17 protein-coding genes are annotated in these 16,912 nt (G+C 64.3%); 6 read left to right on the top strand and 11 right to left on the bottom strand.

The features are described from left to right. Positions 1-4: 4 nt before the first annotated feature. The 3 genes from ubiA (at position 5) to DDT93_RS19980 (ending at position 3,349) form a co-directional block, all read left to right on the top strand. Positions 5-967, top strand: a complete 963-nt coding sequence (gene ubiA / locus DDT93_RS19990) for a 4-hydroxybenzoate octaprenyltransferase (protein WP_109467661.1) — start codon at positions 5-7, stop codon at positions 965-967. 68 nt (positions 968-1,035) lie between these two features. Beyond that, positions 1,036-3,039 carry an OmpA family protein gene (locus DDT93_RS19985; RefSeq protein ID WP_109467660.1) on the top strand — a complete coding sequence of 668 codons (2,004 nt, stop codon included), beginning with the start codon at positions 1,036-1,038 and terminating at the stop codon, positions 3,037-3,039. Next, on the top strand, positions 3,026-3,349 hold the full coding sequence (locus tag DDT93_RS19980) for a hypothetical protein (protein ID WP_109467659.1): 324 nt from the start codon (positions 3,026-3,028) through the stop codon (positions 3,347-3,349). Before DDT93_RS19985 ends, DDT93_RS19980 begins: the two co-directional genes overlap by 14 nt. A gap of 44 nt (positions 3,350-3,393) precedes the next feature. Here DDT93_RS19980 and DDT93_RS19975 read toward each other — a convergent pair whose 3' ends face one another. The 11 genes from DDT93_RS19975 to DDT93_RS19920 all read right to left on the bottom strand — a co-directional run bounded on the left by DDT93_RS19975 (position 3,394) and on the right by DDT93_RS19920 (position 13,135). Further along, entirely contained in the window at positions 3,394-3,834 is a 441-nt protein-coding gene (locus DDT93_RS19975) for a molybdenum cofactor biosynthesis protein MoaE (RefSeq protein WP_109467658.1), read from the bottom strand. 1 nt (position 3,835) lies between these two features. Beyond that, on the bottom strand, positions 3,836-4,081 hold the full coding sequence (gene moaD / locus DDT93_RS19970; protein ID WP_109467657.1) for a molybdopterin converting factor subunit 1: 246 nt from the start codon (positions 4,079-4,081) through the stop codon (positions 3,836-3,838). Continuing rightward, a complete protein-coding gene (gene pgsA, locus DDT93_RS19965) occupies positions 4,081-4,746 on the bottom strand; it encodes a CDP-diacylglycerol--glycerol-3-phosphate 3-phosphatidyltransferase (protein WP_109467656.1) in 666 nt (221 codons plus the stop codon). The genes moaD and pgsA overlap by 1 nt, the downstream gene beginning before the upstream one ends. 277 nt (positions 4,747-5,023) lie before the next feature. Next, positions 5,024-5,641: a DUF922 domain-containing protein gene (locus DDT93_RS19960; RefSeq protein WP_109467655.1), complete on the bottom strand. Its 618-nt coding sequence runs from the start codon at positions 5,639-5,641 to the stop codon at positions 5,024-5,026. Positions 5,642-5,728: 87 nt separating this feature from the next. Further along, a complete protein-coding gene (uvrC, locus tag DDT93_RS19955; protein WP_109467654.1) occupies positions 5,729-7,618 on the bottom strand; it encodes an excinuclease ABC subunit UvrC in 1,890 nt (629 codons plus the stop codon). Between the two features lie 380 nt (positions 7,619-7,998). Next, positions 7,999-8,778 (bottom strand): SDR family oxidoreductase, encoded by a 780-nt coding sequence (locus DDT93_RS19950; RefSeq protein ID WP_109467653.1) that lies wholly within the window; start codon positions 8,776-8,778, stop codon positions 7,999-8,001. Between the two features lie 31 nt (positions 8,779-8,809). After that, a complete protein-coding gene (locus DDT93_RS19945; RefSeq protein WP_109467652.1) occupies positions 8,810-9,763 on the bottom strand; it encodes a calcium/sodium antiporter in 954 nt (317 codons plus the stop codon). Between the two features lie 168 nt (positions 9,764-9,931). Beyond that, positions 9,932-10,729, bottom strand: a complete 798-nt coding sequence (locus tag DDT93_RS19935) for a S49 family peptidase (protein ID WP_109467650.1) — start codon at positions 10,727-10,729, stop codon at positions 9,932-9,934. Positions 10,730-10,834: 105 nt separating this feature from the next. Further along, on the bottom strand, positions 10,835-11,596 hold the full coding sequence (locus DDT93_RS19930; protein WP_109467649.1) for an ABC transporter permease: 762 nt from the start codon (positions 11,594-11,596) through the stop codon (positions 10,835-10,837). Beyond that, positions 11,593-12,522: an ABC transporter ATP-binding protein gene (locus DDT93_RS19925; RefSeq protein WP_109467648.1), complete on the bottom strand. Its 930-nt coding sequence runs from the start codon at positions 12,520-12,522 to the stop codon at positions 11,593-11,595. Before DDT93_RS19925 ends, DDT93_RS19930 begins: the two co-directional genes overlap by 4 nt. 94 nt (positions 12,523-12,616) lie before the next feature. After that, on the bottom strand, positions 12,617-13,135 hold the full coding sequence (locus tag DDT93_RS19920) for a CoxG family protein (protein WP_109467647.1): 519 nt from the start codon (positions 13,133-13,135) through the stop codon (positions 12,617-12,619). A 179-nt stretch (positions 13,136-13,314) separates the two neighbouring features. Here DDT93_RS19920 and DDT93_RS19915 point away from each other — a divergent pair, with 179 nt between their 5' ends. The 3 genes from DDT93_RS19915 to DDT93_RS19905 all read left to right on the top strand — a co-directional run bounded on the left by DDT93_RS19915 (position 13,315) and on the right by DDT93_RS19905 (position 16,896). Beyond that, positions 13,315-14,310 (top strand): DMT family transporter, encoded by a 996-nt coding sequence (locus DDT93_RS19915; RefSeq protein WP_109467646.1) that lies wholly within the window; start codon positions 13,315-13,317, stop codon positions 14,308-14,310. A 213-nt stretch (positions 14,311-14,523) separates the two neighbouring features. After that, positions 14,524-15,951: a circularly permuted type 2 ATP-grasp protein gene (locus DDT93_RS19910; protein WP_109467645.1), complete on the top strand. Its 1,428-nt coding sequence runs from the start codon at positions 14,524-14,526 to the stop codon at positions 15,949-15,951. 3 nt (positions 15,952-15,954) lie between these two features. Next, positions 15,955-16,896, top strand: a complete 942-nt coding sequence (locus tag DDT93_RS19905) for an alpha-E domain-containing protein (RefSeq protein ID WP_109467644.1) — start codon at positions 15,955-15,957, stop codon at positions 16,894-16,896. Positions 16,897-16,912 lie beyond the last annotated feature (16 nt).

Here is a 16,912-nt window from a genome sequence, read left to right as displayed (position 1 = left end):
ATATATGCAAGCCAAAGCCCCGGCGCCAGATGGTCAGGTCGCAGATGCCCCGCAAGACAACTGGGTCGATGCCTACGCACCCGCCGCGACCCGCCCCTACCTGCGGCTGGCGCGCGCGGACCGGCCCATCGGGACATGGCTGCTGCTGCTGCCCTGCTGGTGGGGGCTGACGCTTGCCATGCTGGCCGGACAGGACCCGCGCTGGGAGGATCTGTGGATCTTCATCGGCTGCGGCCTCGGCGCCTGGCTGATGCGTGGCGCGGGCTGTACCTGGAACGACATCACCGACCGGGACATCGACGGCAAGGTCGCGCGCACCCGGTCGCGCCCGATTCCCTCTGGCGCGGTCAGCGTCCGGCAGGCGCTGGTCTGGATGGTCATCCAGTGTCTCATCGCGCTCTGTATCCTGCTGACGTTCAACCGCGCGACCATCGCCCTTGGTGTGCTGTCGCTGCTGCCGGTGACGATCTACCCCTTTGCTAAGCGGTTCACCTGGTGGCCGCAGGTCTTTCTCGGGCTCGCCTTCAACTGGGGCGCGATGCTGGCCTGGACCGCCCACAGCGGCAGCCTCGGCTGGCCCCCGGTGATCCTCTACGTCGCCGGGATCGCATGGACGCTGTTCTACGACACCATCTATGCGCATCAGGACACCGAGGACGACGCGCTGATCGGCGTGAAGTCCACCGCCCGGCTTTTCGGCGAGAACTCTCCGACCTACCTGAAGTATTTTCTCGTGATCTGCGTGGGACTGATGGCGGTGGCGATCATCCTCGCCCTTCAGCCGAATGCCTCGATCCTCGCGCTGGTGCTGGCGCTGGCCGGGCCCTGGGCGATGGGCTGGCACATGGCCTGGCAGCTGCGCGGCTTCGATCCCGAGGACGATTCCAAGATGCTGCGCCTGTTCCGCGCCAACCGCGATACCGGCTTCATTCCGCTTATATTCTTCGTCGCCGCCCTGCTCGCCTGATTGAACACGGGCGGCAGCGCCGCTAATACGGACCAGATCCGACAGCCGAACGAGGCCCCTAACCTCTCATGCGCCTACCTTCCGCCGTTATCGTGGCTCTGAGCTTCATCGCAGGAGCCGCCGTTTGCGTGATCGCCGCCGGGTTCCTGGCAACTGCCGTCGAGGACACGACCGAGCGGGCAATACGTGAGGCGATGACCGACAAGGGACACGACTGGACCCAGGTCCGCGCCGACGGTCTGCGCGTCGTTCTGAGCGGTACCGCCCCGACAGAGGCCGCGCGCTTCTCGGCCGGCTCCACCGCACGCACGCTCGTCGACCCCTCGCGCGTCATCGACGCGATGGACACCGCACCGTCCAACGACCTGAACCCGCCCCGCTTCTCCGCCGAGATCCTGCGCAACGCCAGCGGCATCTCCCTGATCGGCCTTGTGCCCCGCGGCATGGACCGCGCCGGTCTGGTCGACCAACTCTCGGATATCGCGCAGGTCAGCGACCTGCTGGACGCGGCCGACTACCCGGTGCCCGAGGGTTGGAACGAAGCCGTCAAGTTCACCGCCTTCGCGCTCGACAAGCTGCCCCGCTCGAAGGTCTCGGTCGAGGCCGGACGGGTGGAAGTGACCGCCATCGCCGATAGCCCCGATGCCAAGCGGCGGCTGGAAAACACCCTGAAAAAGGCCGTTCCCGGCGGGCTGATCGTACGGCTCGACATCACCGCGCCGCGCCCGGTAATTACGCCCTTCACCCTGCGCTACCTGATCGACGACAACGGTGCGCGCTTTGACGCGTGCTCGGCCGATACCGAGCAGGCCCGCGCCCGTATCCTCGCAGCCGCCAACGCGGCGGGCGGCAACGGCGGGGCAAGCTGCGTCCTTGGCCTTGGCGTTCCCTCGCCGAAATGGGCCGAGGCGGCAGCGCTGGGGATCAGCAAGCTGGCAGAGATCGGCAAGGGCTCGATCACCTTCGCGGATGCCGACATCACGCTGGTTGCCGCCGAGGGCACCCCGTCTGCCACCTTCGACCGCGTGGTCGGCGAACTGCAGGCCGCCCTGCCCCGCGTCTTTGCCCTGCACGCCGTCCTTCCGGTGGCCGAGGGCCAGAACAACGCGGGCCCGCCCGAGTTTACCGCGACGCTCAGCCCCGAGGGGCTGGTCCAACTGCGCGGACGCCTGAACGACGAGACCATGCAGCGCATGGCCGACGCCTACGCCAAGGCGCGGTTCGGCTCCTCCAGCGTCTACTCGGCCGCCCGGACAGCCGAGGACCTGCCCGCCGACTGGCCCATCCGGGTGCTGTCGGGCATCGAGGCCCTGTCGCGCCTGTCCAACGGCGTCGTCAGCGTCACGCCCGAGGTGATCACCGTGCGCGGCATCAGCCACGACGAGGACGCACAGGCCACTATCGCGGGCTTCCTCTCGGACCGTCTTGGCGACGCCAAGTCCTATTCGCTGGACATCACCTACGAGGCGCCTCCGCCGCCTGCGGACGAGCCCATGACCCCGGAGATGTGCGAATCCCAGATCGCCGAGGTGCAGCGCTCGACCGGCAAGATCACCTTCGAACCGGGTTCGGCCACCATCGCGGCCTCGTCTCTCGACACCATGAACGCCATCGCCACGATCCTGTCGGACTGCGGCGAAATCCGGCTGGAAATCCAGGGCCATACCGACAGCCAGGGCCGCGAGTCGATGAACCAAGCGCTGAGCCAGGATCGCGCACAGACCGTGCTGAACGAATTGAGATCGCGCCGCGTGCTGACCTCGACCTATACCGCCAAGGGCTATGGCGAGTCGGTTCCGATCGCGGAGAACGACACCGAGGAAGGCCGCGAGGCCAACCGACGCATCGAGTTCCGCCTGATCCAGCCGGGCACCTCGAAAGAGATCCCGACGACACTGGAATCGGTGGCGCAGCAGAGCACCAGCGGCGCAGAGAGCACGGAAGACGACGCCGGACAGGGCGAGGAAGCCGTGGACGAGGAAGCGGCCACCGATGAGGCCTCCGGAGACGAGGGCAGCGGCGACGGCGAACCCGGCGCGGAAGAGGAAGAGACGACCAATGAACAGAACTGAGTTCATCATCACGACGGCGGTCATCCTGTTCGTCGCCTTTGCCCTGGGCTGGTTCGCCAACTGGCTGATCCACCGCTTTACCCGCGTCAGCGCCAAGGACGTCGACGAGTTGGACCGGATGAGCCATGAGCTGCACGAGGCCGAGGAGACCCGCGACCAGGCGATCACCTATCTCCAGCACCGCGAATCCGAACTGTCGAACCGGCTGAGCCAGACCGAGGCCGAACTGCGGGCCGCGATGGACGGGCTGCGCGACGCGCGGCACGAGGCAGAGGAACTGCGCTCCCGGCTGCAACGCGGCCGCGCCTGATCTCCAGCTGATCCTATCGGAATGCGAGCGCCCTGCCCCGGGGGCTACCAGCGCTTCAGCGCGTCCTCGTCCTCGCAGCGGGCAGCCACCCAGCCTTCGCCGGCTCGGGTGATTTCCTTCTTCCAGAAGGGCGCGCGCGATTTCAGGTAATCCATGAGGAATTCCGCCGCCTCGAACGCGTCCTTGCGGTGCGGCGCAGCGGTGGCGACCATCATGATGCGTTCGCCCGGTGCCAGACGCCCGTAGCGGTGAATCACGAGGACGTCGCCCAGCGACCAGCGGTCCCGGGCGTCCTCGGCGATCTTGCGGATCGCGCTCTCGGTCATGCCCGGATAGTGCTCGATCTCCATGGCCTCCAGCCCGCCATCGACGTCGCGAACCACCCCGGTAAAGGTCACGACCGCACCCATGCCCGTGGCGGCCGCGGCGAAGACGTCGGATTCGGCGCCGAGATCGAAGGGCTGCTCCTGCACGGCGATGCGCATCTCAGCCCCCGGTCATCGGCGGAAAGAAGGCCACCTCGCGCACGCCCGCAAGCGGCGCGTCGAAATCGCTGAGTTCCTGATCGAGCGCGACGCGCAGCGCGGAGATATCGGCGAAGGCCGCCGCGTAGCGCTCCTCGCGGGCGCTCAGTTCCTCGACCAGTTCAGACACCGTCGCGGCCCCGGTCTCGACCCGTTCCTTGGGGAGCCCGATCCGTTCACGCACCCAGGCGAAGTAAAGCACGTCCATCAGTTTCCCTCCCTGAGAAAGGGTAGCGCCTTGCGAAAATAATCAAACCCGGTGATCAGCGTAAGGCTCGCCGCGACCCAGAGCAGCCAGAGCCCCGCGCGCCCGCTCCATTCCATCCCGGCCAGTTTCCAGCGCAGCCCCAGCGGATCGGCGGCCTCGCCGCTGATGACACGCTCGAAGGTCGCGGAATCGAGCCCGAAGGCCGACATCCCGAGATAGTGTTCGAAGATCCCCTGCGCGAAGAGCACGGCGATGGCCACCATCTGGAACGTCGTCTTCCACTTGGCGAGCTTCGTCACCTTCAGCGTGCCCGCGGTATCGCCAAGGAACTCGCGCAGGCCGGTGACAAAGACCTCGCGGAAGAGAATCACGGTGGTCGGCAGCACCAGCCACGGCGACATCGAGGAATAGCCCACGATCACCATCAGCGCGATCACCACCATCGCCTTGTCGGCGATGGGGTCCAGCATGGCGCCAAGCTTGGTTTCCTGCTTCCAGCTACGTGCGAGGTAGCCGTCGAACCAGTCGGTGATCGCCGCCCCGAGGAACAGGATCAGCGCGAACCAGTCCGCCCAGGGCCTGTTGAAGTACAGGAACATGACAGCGAGCCCCGGCGCCGCCAAAAGCCGGAGCGTTGTCAGGATGTTGGGCAAGGTCCATTTCATGAGGATGTCCTACAGCCAAGGCGCGGCATTGGAAAGCGGATGCGCGAAAGGGTTTGCCGGACCGGCCACATTCGGACCGGACAGACAAACCCCAACTGGGAATGCGAGAGGTGTCGCGCAATAGGTCGGCCCTTGCAGGCGGTCGGCCATCCGGCCGGGTGCTTGAAACGGACTCTTCATCAATACTTCGGTGACCCGGCTTGCGACGACATGAAGTTAAACGCCTTAGGCGCCGTTATCTGTCGCTTCCGGGGCGGAAAATTCAACCCCTGCCGCGTTACTCGATCGAGGTATTCAGCTTTGCCCCGGCCTTCTCGCCGTGCTTGGTCGACTTGTCGAAGGCGCCGTGGATCTTGTTCAGACGATCATCCATCGCACTGCCGCCGAACTTCTCGAACATCTTGGTCTTGAGATCGTCGATGGCAAAGTTGCGGGCGTCGGTCTCGGTCTCGCCCAGCCCCGTGCCGCGCATCGCGTTCAGTTCCTTGACCATCTTCTCGCACTCGGCGACGGCCTTCTTGACGTGCTCCATCTCGTGGCTGCGAGCCTTTTCGTAGAACCGGCGCCATTCCTTCGTCGCGGTCTTTGACAGGCCCGACACGCTCATGTTGGGGCAGTCGACATAGCTCATCAGGATCACGTTCATCGACTTGATCTTGCATTTGGCCTCGAACCAGCCGGTGCGCTTCTCGACCTTGATCTTGCCGTCGCCGGTAAAGCTGGCGCGGTCGGGGTCGAAAGTGACCTCGGTCGTCGTCAGAAAGGCGACGTGCTTGTTGTCGTTGGGGTCGACCGGTCCGGTTTTCACGATCGAATCCCAGACTTCCTTGAGCGTCTTGCCCTTGGTCTTGTACGTCGCAAAGCGCGGCGATGCGTAGGTCAGTGATGCAGGCATGTGGTTTCCTCCAAGCCACGGGTTCCCGAATTCGCGGTCAATGTACCACGTCGGGACAGCCCGGTCTGGGATGCGGATCACACAGGCTCAGCCCTTCTCGTGGAAGTACCCGTATATGGTTTCGGCCAGCGTGTCCGAGATGCCATCCACCGCCTTGAGGTCGGCGAGATCGGCGCGCGAGACCGCCTTGGCCGAACCGAAATGCGCCAGCAGTGCCCGTTTGCGGGTGGCGCCGACGCCGGGCACCTCGTCCAGCGGGTTGGCCCCCATCGACTTGGCCCGCTTGGCGCGGTGGGTGCCGATGGCAAAGCGGTGGGCCTCGTCGCGCAGGCGCTGGACGAAGTAGAGCACCGGGTCGTTGTGGCGCAGCGCAAAGGGGCGCTGGCCCGGACGGTGGAACTCTTCCTTGCCGGCGTCCCGGTCGACGCCCTTGGCGACGCCGACCATCGGGATGTCCTCGACCCCGTGTTCCTCCATGATCTCGGCAACCGCGCTGACCTGCCCGGCGCCGCCATCGATCAGCAGCAAGTCCGGCCACATGCCATTGTCACGGTCCGGGTCCTCTTTCAGCAGGCGCGAGAAGCGGCGGGTCAGGACCTCCTTCATCATGCCGAAGTCGTCCCCGGGCGTAAGCTCCTCGCCCCGAATGTTGAACTTGCGGTACTGGCTCTTCATGAACCCGTCAGGCCCCGCGACGATCATGGCGCCGACCGCGTTGGTGCCCATGATGTGCGAGTTGTCATAGACCTCGATCCGGTCCGGCGGGCCTTCCAGTCCGAAGGCATCGGCGAGGCCGCCCAGCAGCTTGGCCTGGGTCGCGCTCTCGGACATGCGGCGCGCGAGGCTTTCGCGGGCGTTGCGCATCGCGCCAGAGACCAGTTCGGCCTTTTCCCCGCGCTGCGGCACAAGGATCTCGACCTTGCGGTTGGCCTTCTGGCTCAGCGCCTCGGTCATCAGGTCGGTGTTCTCGATCTCGTCCGACAGGATCACCTGACGCGGCGGTTCCTTGTTGTCGTAGAACTGCCCGAGGAAGGCTTCCATCACCTCGGCTGCCGAGACATCGGCGCCGACTCGGGGATAGAAGTCCTTGTTGCCCCAGTTCTGGTTGGCGCGGATGAAGAAGACCTGAACACAGGCCTGCCCGCTGTCCATGTGCAGAGCGATCACGTCCGCCTCGGTCACGCCGCGCGGGTTGATGCCCTGGGTGCTCTGCACCTGCGTCAGCGCGCGGATCCTGTCGCGCAGGGCGGCGGCCCGCTCGAACTCCATCGCCTCGGACGCCTCGGCCATCTGGTGCGCCAGATCCTCCTGCACCTTGGTCGACCGCCCGGAGAGGAAGCGCTCGGCGTCGGCAACGGCTTCGGCGTAGCCCGCCTTGTCGATCTCGCCGACGCAGGGCGCCGAACAGCGCTTGATCTGGTAGAGCAGGCACGGCCGGGTGCGGCTCTCGAACATCGAGTCCGAGCAGTTCCGCAGCAGGAAGGCCTTTTGCAGCTGGTTCAGCGTCCGGTTGACCGCCCCCGCGCTGGCGAAGGGGCCGAAGTAGTCGCCCTTCTCCTTGCGCGCGCCGCGATGCTTCTTGATCTGCGGAAACTCGTGCGCCTTGGAGACGAGGATGTTGGGGAAGCTTTTGTCGTCCCGTAACAGCACGTTGTACTTGGGCTTGAGTTGCTTGATCAGGTTCTGTTCGAGCAGCAGCGCCTCGGTTTCGGTCCGGGTCGTCAGGAACATCATCGACGCCGTCTCGCGGATCATCCGCTCGATCCGGGGGCTGTGATTGCCCGGTCGCGAGTAGTTCGAGACCCGCGCCTTGAGGTTGCGCGCCTTGCCGACGTAGAGCACCCGCGCCTGCGGGTCGAGCATGCGGTATACCCCCGGCGCGCTGCCCAGCGTCTTGAGATAGGACTGGATGCAGGCATAGCCCCGGAGGGCCGTCGCCTGTGCCGCGATGTCGGAGTCTTGGATGTGCTCGCTCATGCTACAGAGATATGATTCTCTGGCTCCGCCTGCAATCTTGGCGGTTTTGTTTCAAGCGCAAACAAATCCACGGATTATGTGGATAAGTCTGCCGATATCTTTTGGGCACCTGCAAATTTTCCTTGTTTCAGGGCTGGTTCGCTGAATTGACTGTTTTTTAGGCACCATTGTAACTATCTGAATCTAGGCGTAAAATTTTTATTATCTTACCAACACAATGAATCTAAAGAATATTTTGTAACGTCTTGGTAACGGGTTTGCGACCAGTGCAAAACTTCTCGATGCAGGCGCCTGCAGCCATGTGACTCCGTCATTCGACTACGGAATCAAGCGCTTGCCAGCAGCATGCATCTGCCACCGTGAAACGGCCGCGCCGGTCCCTACTCGAGGCCGAGAATATCCGGGGTTTGCCAGCCGAGATGCTGCCCGCCGTCGACGCAGAGCAGCTGTCCGGTGACCGCCGGAGCGTCGAGGAAGTAGCCCAGCGCAGCGGTGATATCCTGCATGTCGGCCCCGCGTTCGAGGATCGTCGCGGCCCTTTGCGCGGCAAAATGCTCCTCGCTCTGGCGGCTGCCGCGCAGGGTCGGGCCCGGGCCGATGGCGTTCACCCGGATCGCCGGGGCAAGCGCCTGCGCGGTGGTCCGCGTCATCGCCCAGAGCCCCATCTTGGCGATGGTGTAGCTCATGAACTCGGGCGTGAGCTTGCGCACCCGCTGGTCGATCATGTTCACGATCAGGCCGGATGCCACCGGCTCTCCCTGCGCGTTCTCGGAGGCGGTCAGGCCCTGCCCCGCCATCGCCTGTGTCAGGACGAAGGGTGCGCGCAGGTTGCTCTCGAGATGCCGGTCCCAGCTCTCGCGCGTCGCGCTCCGGACCGAGTCGTACTCGAAGATCGAGGCGTTGTTGACGAGGCAGGTGATCGGCCCGCCCAGCGCTTGGAGCGCGCGCGTCAGCAGTCCGGCGACCTCGTCCTCGACAAGAAAATCAGCCTTGAGCGTCACCGCCCGGCGGCCCAGCGCCGTGATCTCTGCCGCCACCTCTTCGGCGGCCTCGGCCGAACCGGAGTAGTGCACGGCCACGTGGAACCCACGCCCGGCGAGGTAGAGCGCCATAGCGCGACCAAGCCGCTTGCCCGCACCGGTGACCAGCGCGCGTGTCATGCAGAGTGCCTTTCGCGTTCCATCGGCCCCATCATAGCAGCACCGCCGTAGCGTAGGCGAGATAGAGCAGCGTCAGCACGATGCCCCACAGCCGGGTGATGTCGAGCTTGAAGAACACGAAGGGCGCCAGCAGCAGCGAGGCGGCCAGCATGACCCACAGATCGAACCGCAGGAACTGGGGATCGACCGGGATCGGGCCAAAGAAGGTGGCCACGCCAATGATGGCGAGCAGGTTGAACATGTTCGACCCGATCACGTTGCCAAGCGCAACGTCCGCCTGCTTGCGCAGGGCGGCCATCACCGTCGTCGCCAGCTCCGGCAGCGAGGTGCCGACCGCGACCAGCGTCAGGCCGATGACGGTCTCGCTGACGCCATAGGTGAGGGCGATCACGGTGGCGTTCTCGACCAGCAGGTTCGCACCCAGCGGCAGGCCGACCAGGCCCAGCAGCAGGAACATCCCGACGCGCCAGTAGGGCATGTTGGGATCGGCCTCGTCGAGCATCTCGGCCTCGCCATCGTCCATAGAGCAGGCCATGCGGTGCGCACGCGCCTCGTATACCTGATCGAAAAGCAGGACACCGAGCCCAGCCAGCAGGATCAGACCGGACCAGATGGTGAAGATGCCGAAGAAGGCGAGCCCGACGAAGAGCACCGAGGAGATCAGCATGAAGACATAGGTCTTGCGGGTATCGCATTCGCTGGTCTGCAGGCTGGAGAGGATCGCGGGAATGCCAAGCACCAGCAGGATATTCGCGGTGTTCGACCCCACCACGTTGCCGAGCGCGATGCCGGGCACGTTGTCGCGCACTGCGCTGATCGAGATCAGCAGCTCGGGCGCCGAGGTTCCGAAGGCCACGATGGTCAGGCTGACGATCAGCGCCGGAATGCCCAGACGAAGCGACAGGTTGACGGCGCCACGCACCAGCGCGTCGCCCGCCAGAAGCAGGATCACCAGTCCGAGACCGGACAGGAGCCACGGCATCATGATTTGCCTCCCTTTTTGCAGGCGCAGGGCCCCTTGCCGATACGATACCGGCCGCAGGAGGCGCATTTCTTGTCCGACAGACGGGGAATGCCGGGAAAGCGATATCGTCCGAACATGGCAAGGACGATCATCACGATGAGGAACAGCAGGACGATCTTCAGAATCACGTCAGAGGCCAAAGCGCGCGAATTCCGCACGCTCCTCCACTGCGGACAGCGCATCCAGCGCCACCTGCGAACCGAACCGGGACCAGATCGGGCGTTTCAGCCCGTACCGCCGGAACCTGACATCCTCGCCAAAGCGTTCCTGCATCTTCGGCTTGAGGTGGCCGATTCCCTCGATCAGGCCCAGTTCCGCAGCCCGTCCGGCCAGCCAGATATCGCCCTGGAACAGGTCCTTCTTGAGGTCCAGTTTGCCTTCGCGGCGGGTTTTGACGTGGCTGATGAAGTTGCCGTGGATATCGTCCAGCAGGGTTTTCAGGCGCGCCACGTCCTCGGGGTTTTCCGGGCGGAACGGGTCGAGCATGGATTTCGACTTGCCCGCCGTATAGACGCGCCGCTCGACGCCTTGGCGCGCCAGGAAGACATGGGCACCGAAACTGGCCGAGATCACGCCGATGGAGCCGATGACCGAGCTGTCGTCGGCCCAGATCTCGTCGGCCGCTGCTGCCAGCCAGTAGCCGCCGGAGGCCGCGACGTCCTCGACGAAGGCGATAACCGGAACCTTGTTCTCTTCCGACAGACGCCGGATGCGCGCCCCGATCAGCGAGGACTGCACCGGGGAACCGCCGGGAGAGTTGAGTTCGATGGCGACGGCAGAGGGTTTGCCCCGCTTGAACGCCTTTTCAAGGATGGGGGCCAGGGCATTGTCGGTCAGCGACGCGCGCCCCGACATGCCGATGGTCCCGCTCATCCGTACCACTGACACCAGGGGTGTCTTGTCGAGGAAGGGCAGCCGCACTTTCATGCAATGCCATGTAGATTGCCGTTCGGCTGTTAACAAGGTGTCGGCGGAATCTGACCCGACGTGCCCCGGCGAAACGGGGCACGCTCCGGCATTATTGCAACGCCCTCAGCTGCGGATCCGCCAGCCGGTGCGGAAGATCAGCCAGATGATCGCGAGGCACAGGCCGGTGAAGGCGGCAATGGCAAGCAGGCTGACGCCGATGGGCACGTCGGCGATACCGAAGAAGGCCCAGCGGAAACCGGAGATCAGATAGAGCACCGGGTTGAACAGCGTCACCGTCTGCCAGACCGGCGGCAGCATCGACACCGAGTAGAACGACCCACCGAGAAAGATCAGCGGCGTCACGATCAGCAGCGGAACAAGTTGCAATTGCTCGAAGTTCTTCGCCCAGATCCCGATGATGAATCCCAGCAGCGCAAAGCTCAGGCAGGTCAGCACGAGGAAGGCGAGCATCGCCAGCGGATGCGCGATGTGCAGGTCCACGAAGAGCGTCGAGGTCACGAGGATGACGCATCCGATGAACAGCGCCTTGGTGGCCGCTGCACCGACATAGCCCATCACGATTTCAAGGAAGTTGATCGGCGCCGAAAGCAGTTCGAAGATGGTGCCGATGAACTTGGGAAAATAGATGCCGAAGGACCCGTTCGAGATCGCCTGCGTGATAACCGAGAGCATGACCAGCCCCGGCACGATGAACGCGCCATAGCTCACGCCCTCGACCTCGTCGATGCGGCTGCCGATGGCGGCGCCGAAGACCACGAAGTAGAGCGAGGTGGACAGAACCGGAGACAGGAAGCTCTGCAGCAGCGTCCGGAAGAAACGAGCCATCTCGAAGCGGTAGATGGCGGCAATGGCGGCCCAGTTCATGCCGGCTCCTCCGAAACGAGATTGACGAAGATGTCTTCGAGGCTGCTCTGGCGCGTCTTCACGTCGCGAAGCGTCAGACCCGCATCGGCGATGGCGTTCAGCAGCTTGGTGATGCCGGTGCGCTCGGCCCGGGTATCGTAGGAATAGATCAGCGACCGGCCTTCAGCCCCCAGCTCAAGTCCGAAGGGAGCGAGCGCCGCCGGGATCGTCGAAACCGGCGCAACCAGTTCCACCTCCAGTTGCTTCTGGCCCATCTGCTGCATCAGCGCGGCCTTTTCCTCGACCAGCAGCAGGTCGCCACGGGTGATCACGCCCACCCTGTCGGCAATGGCCTCGGCCTCTTCGATGTAGTGCGTGGTGAGAATGATCGTCACGCCGTCGGCCTTGAGCTCGGCCACGATGTCCCACATGTCCTTGCGCAGGGCCACGTCGACACCAGCGGTCGGCTCGTCCAGGAACAGGATGCGCGGTTCGTGGGACAGCGCCTTGGCGATCAGCACCCGCCGCTTCATCCCGCCCGACAGCTCCTTGACCGCGCTGTCCTTCTTGTCCCAGAGGCTCAGCTTGCGCAGGATCTGCTCCAGCTTGGCATCATCGCGCGGCTTGCCGAATAGCCCCCGGGTGAACCGCACGGTGTTCCAGACCTTCTCGAAGGGTTCGAGGTTCACTTCCTGCGGAACCAGCCCGATCAGTTCGCGCGCGGCGCGATAGTCGCGCTGGCTGTCGTGCCCGCCGACGGTGACCGTGCCCGCCGTAGGCGTCACCAGTCCGCAGACCGTCGAGATCAGCGTCGTCTTGCCCGCGCCGTTCGGCCCCAGCAGCGCGAGGATCTCGCCCTCTTCGATGTCGAGCGTCACGCCTTTCAGCGCCTCGAAACCGCCGGCGTAGGTCTTTCGCAGATCCTTGATGTTGAGAATGGCTGTCATGAGCGCCTCCCTTTTCGCGCATGACTTAGGTCACGGAGCCGTGACGGGAAAGAGAGCGCAGCCGCACAAGTACCTGTGCGGCGCGCCCGGAAGGTCAGCGGCCGGTGATCTTGCCGAGCCAGCCCTTCTTTTCGCCGGCCTCTTCCGCCGGGGCTTCTGCCGCTTCGGAGGGGCCTTCGATCTGTTCGACGAGGTTGGTAAAGAACTGGTCGGCCATCTTCTTGGCAAAGCCGTCGATCAGCCGGCTGCCCAGCTGGGCCAGCTTGCCGCCCACCTTGGCCTCGACGTCATAGCTCAGCAGCGTGCCGCCGCTTTCGGTCGGAGCCAGCCTGACCACCGCACCGCCCTTGGCAAAGCCGGCGGCGCCGCCCTTGCCTTCGCCGGTGATGGTGATCTTCTCGTTCTCGACCATGTCCGTCATGGTCACCTGACCCTTGAAGGTCGCCTTGACCGGTCCGACCTTCTGCGTGACGGTGGCCTCGTAGCCATCGGTCACGTTGCCCGAGACGTCTTCAGCGCCGGGCACGCACTGCTTCAGCATCTCCGGGTCCAGCAAGGCGGAATAGACGGTCGCCGGATCGGCCTTGATCTCGCGCTGGTCGCTCATCTGCATGGGTTCGCTCCTGGGGCTGATGTCTTGCGTGCGGGCCAATCTAGCCCAGCCGCCCCGCCGCGCCAATAGAACCTGATATCGAAAAAATGTCGGTTTCATGCATCGACATGCGCGAATCCTGTGATAGCGCCATCTCGTCGGGCGCAAATTCCGTACGCACGACAGGAGAGGAGCCCCCGATGATCGCCATATCCCAGCAGACAACCTCGCCGCGCGCCGCCACCGGGATCGCGTTCATGCTGGCTGCGATGGTGGCGATCTCGATCAACGACATGTTGATCAAGCACCTGTCGGGCGACTACCCGCTGCACCAGATCGTCTTTACCCGCTCTGCCATCGGCATCATCTTCAGCATGATGATCCTGCAGATCGAGGGCGGTTTCCGCCTGCTCAGGACCGCGCACCCCGTGCTGCATGTCCTGCGCGGCCTGCTGGTCGTGGTGTCGAACATGACCTACTTCGTCGCGCTGGCGGTGATGCCGCTGGCCGATGCGGTCGCCCTGTTCTTTGCCGCGCCCCTGTTCATCACCCTGCTGTCGATCCCGATCCTCGGCGAAAAGGTCGGCCCGTTGCGCATGGGCGCCGTCATCGTCGGCTTCATCGGCGTCATCATCATGCAGCGCCCTTGGGAGAGCAGTTCGGACCTAGGCATCAGCCGCTTCGTGATGATGCTCCCCGTCATCTCGGCCCTGACCTACGCGCTCCTGCAACTGCTGACCCGCAAGCTCGGGGCGACCAGCAGCGCCTCGGCCATGTCGATCTATATCCAGGCGATGTTCGTGCTGGTGTCGCTCGGGTTCCTCGTCATCGCTGGCGATGGCCGCTTCGCGGAAGGCAGCGAGAATCAGAGCGTCATCTTCCTGCTGCGCGCCTGGGTCTGGCCCGGCGAAGGCGACTGGTGGCCGCTGCTGGGGCTCGGGCTTAACTCGGCGATCGTGGGGTATTGCCTCAGCCAAGCCTATCGGCTGACCGACGCGGCGACCATCGCGCCCTACGAGTACATCGGCCTGCCGCTGGCGGTGTTCTGGGGCTGGTTCCTGTGGTCCGACCTGCCCGGCCCCTTCGTCTGGGCAGGCATGTCGCTGATCATCGCATCGGGTCTTTTCGTGTTCTTCCGGGAAAAGCAGAAGGCCCGGAAAATCGCCCGTGCGGCAGAGGTTAAGGGGCGCTACTGACTCGCGGAAGGGCCGGACCCCGCGAAGACACAACCAATGCGAGAAACACCCTGCCCCGGCGCGTGAAACACACGTGGCGCGCGGAAACCGTTGACCCGCACCCCGGAATCCTGTGACTAATTTTCAGGCAGTCGCCATGGTCCGATCAGAGAGGGAAGCAGGGGCCGAGAAGGAGACAGTTGTCGAAGCCATTCTTCGGATTATGATAATCGCATGGCAGGTAAAAAAACATTCTTTGATGAAATGAAGGGCGTGGAGGGCAGCACCCGGCCCGCATACGCCGCTTACCACGATTGGTTCCGACAGCAGGACCCGGATCGTCTCACCAAGAAATCCCTCGATGCCGAAGCCTTTTTCCGAAGGACCGGGATCACCTTCAACGTCTACGGCCAGGCCGAGGCGCAGGAGCGGCTGATTCCCTTCGACCTCGTGCCGCGAATCCTCGCCCAGCGCGAGTGGAGCAAGCTGGCCAAGGGCATCGAACAGCGCGTCGCTGCGATCAACGCGTTCCTGCACGACATCTACAACCGGCAGGAAATCTTGCGGGCTGGCCGTGTCCCGAAGGACCTGATCGCCAACAACGAGGCGTTCCTGCCGCAGATGGTCGGGTTCAGCCCGCCGGGGCAGGTCTATACCCATATCGTCGGCACTGACATCGTGCGCACCGGCGAAGGCGACTTCTTCGTGCTCGAGGACAATGCCCGCACGCCCTCCGGCGTCTCCTACATGCTGGAGAACCGCGAGACGATGCTGCAGATGTTCCCGGAGCTCTTCTCGAAGATCAAGGTTCAGCCGGTCAGCGACTATCCCAAGAACCTGCGCCGTTCGCTGGCGGCCTGCGCCCCTGCCGGCGCCGGTCCGAAGCCGACCATCGCGGTGCTGACGCCGGGCATCTACAACTCGGCCTATTTCGAGCATTCCTTCCTCGCCGATCAGATGGGCGCGGAGCTGGTGGAGGGTCACGACCTGCGCGTCGTCGACGGCCACATCGCCATGCGCACGACCCAGGGCTACAAGCAGATCGACGTGCTATACCGCCGGGTGGACGACGAATTCCTCGATCCGCTGACCTTCAACCCCGACTCGATGCTTGGGGTGCCGGGGATCATGGATATCTACCGCGCGGGCAACATCACCATTGCCAACGCACCGGGCAGCGGCATCGCCGACGACAAGGCGATCTATTCCTACATGCCCGATATCGTCGAGTTCTATACCGGCGAGAAGGCGATCCTGAAGAACGTCGAAACCTGGCGCTGCGGCGAACCCGAGGCGCTGAAATACGTCCTCGACAACCTCAAGGACCTTGTCGTCAAGGAGGTGCACGGCTCGGGCGGCTACGGCATGCTGGTCGGCCCCGCCGCCAGCAAGAAGGAACTGGAAGCCTTCCGCGAGAAGCTGGTGGCCAAGCCGGGCAACTACATCGCCCAGCCGACCCTGTCGCTTTCCACCGTGCCGATCTTCTGCGAGAGTGAACTGGCCCCGCGGCACGTGGACCTGCGCCCCTTCGTGCTGGTTTCGCCGCAGGGCATCAACATCGTACCGGGCGGCCTGACGCGCGTTGCCCTGACCGAAGGGTCGCTGGTGGTGAACTCCAGCCAGGGCGGCGGCACCAAGGACACCTGGGTACTGGAGGACTAGACGATGCTGGGAAAAACCGCCGGCGGCCTCTACTGGATGTTCCGATATCTGGAGAGGGCCGAAAACATCGCGCGTCTCATCGAGGCCGGGTTCCGTATCGCGCTGACGCGCTCGACCGACGCCGAGGGCGAATGGAAATCGGTGGTGACGACCGCAGGGGTCGAAGCCGCCTATGCGCAGAAGTACGAGAGCTATACCTCGGCCCACGTGGTCGACTACCTGCTGCGCGACACCTCCAACCCGTCCAGCGTTCTGTCGGTGATCGCCTTCGCGCGTGACAACGCGCGGGTGGTCCGCACCGCCCTGACCACCGAAGTCTGGGAAGCGGTGAACGAAACCTGGATGACGCTGACCTCGTTGCTGGCACACCCGGTCCGCGAGACCGACCTGCCCGCGATGCTGAACACCATCCGGCAGCAGAGCGCCCTCGTGCGCGGTGCGCTGCACGGCACCATGCTGCGCAACGACATTTACGACTTCAGCCGGATCGGCACCTTCATCGAACGCTCCGACAACACCGCGCGGATCCTTGACGTGAAGTATTACACGCTGTTGCCGCACACCAGTTTCGTGGGCTCGTCGCTGGACAACGTGCAGTGGGAAACCGTGCTGCGCTCGGTCTCGGCGCACCGGTCGTTCCGGTGGCTGGGCGAGAGCGAGATGACGGCCGCCGCGATCGCGGATTTCCTGATCCTCGACCGTCGTCTGCCGCGGTCGCTGTCCTTCTGCACCTCGCAGATCGTGTCGAACCTCGACTACCTCGCCGAGGACTATGGCGAGCGTCACCCCTGCCACGACATGGCCGAGGCCCTGCATTCACGACTGCGCCACAGGACCATCGACTCGATCTTTGAAGAGGGTCTGCACGAGTTCATCACCGCATTCATTCGTGACAACAACGCGCTCGGCATGCAGATTGAGAGCGATTTCCGCTTCAGCGGGTAGAGCGAGACCGATTACC

Source organism: Albibacillus kandeliae (genome assembly GCF_003116585.1).
GTDB lineage: Bacteria > Pseudomonadota > Alphaproteobacteria > Rhodobacterales > Rhodobacteraceae > Albibacillus > Albibacillus kandeliae.
This window is presented reverse-complemented; position numbering and strand designations above follow the sequence as displayed.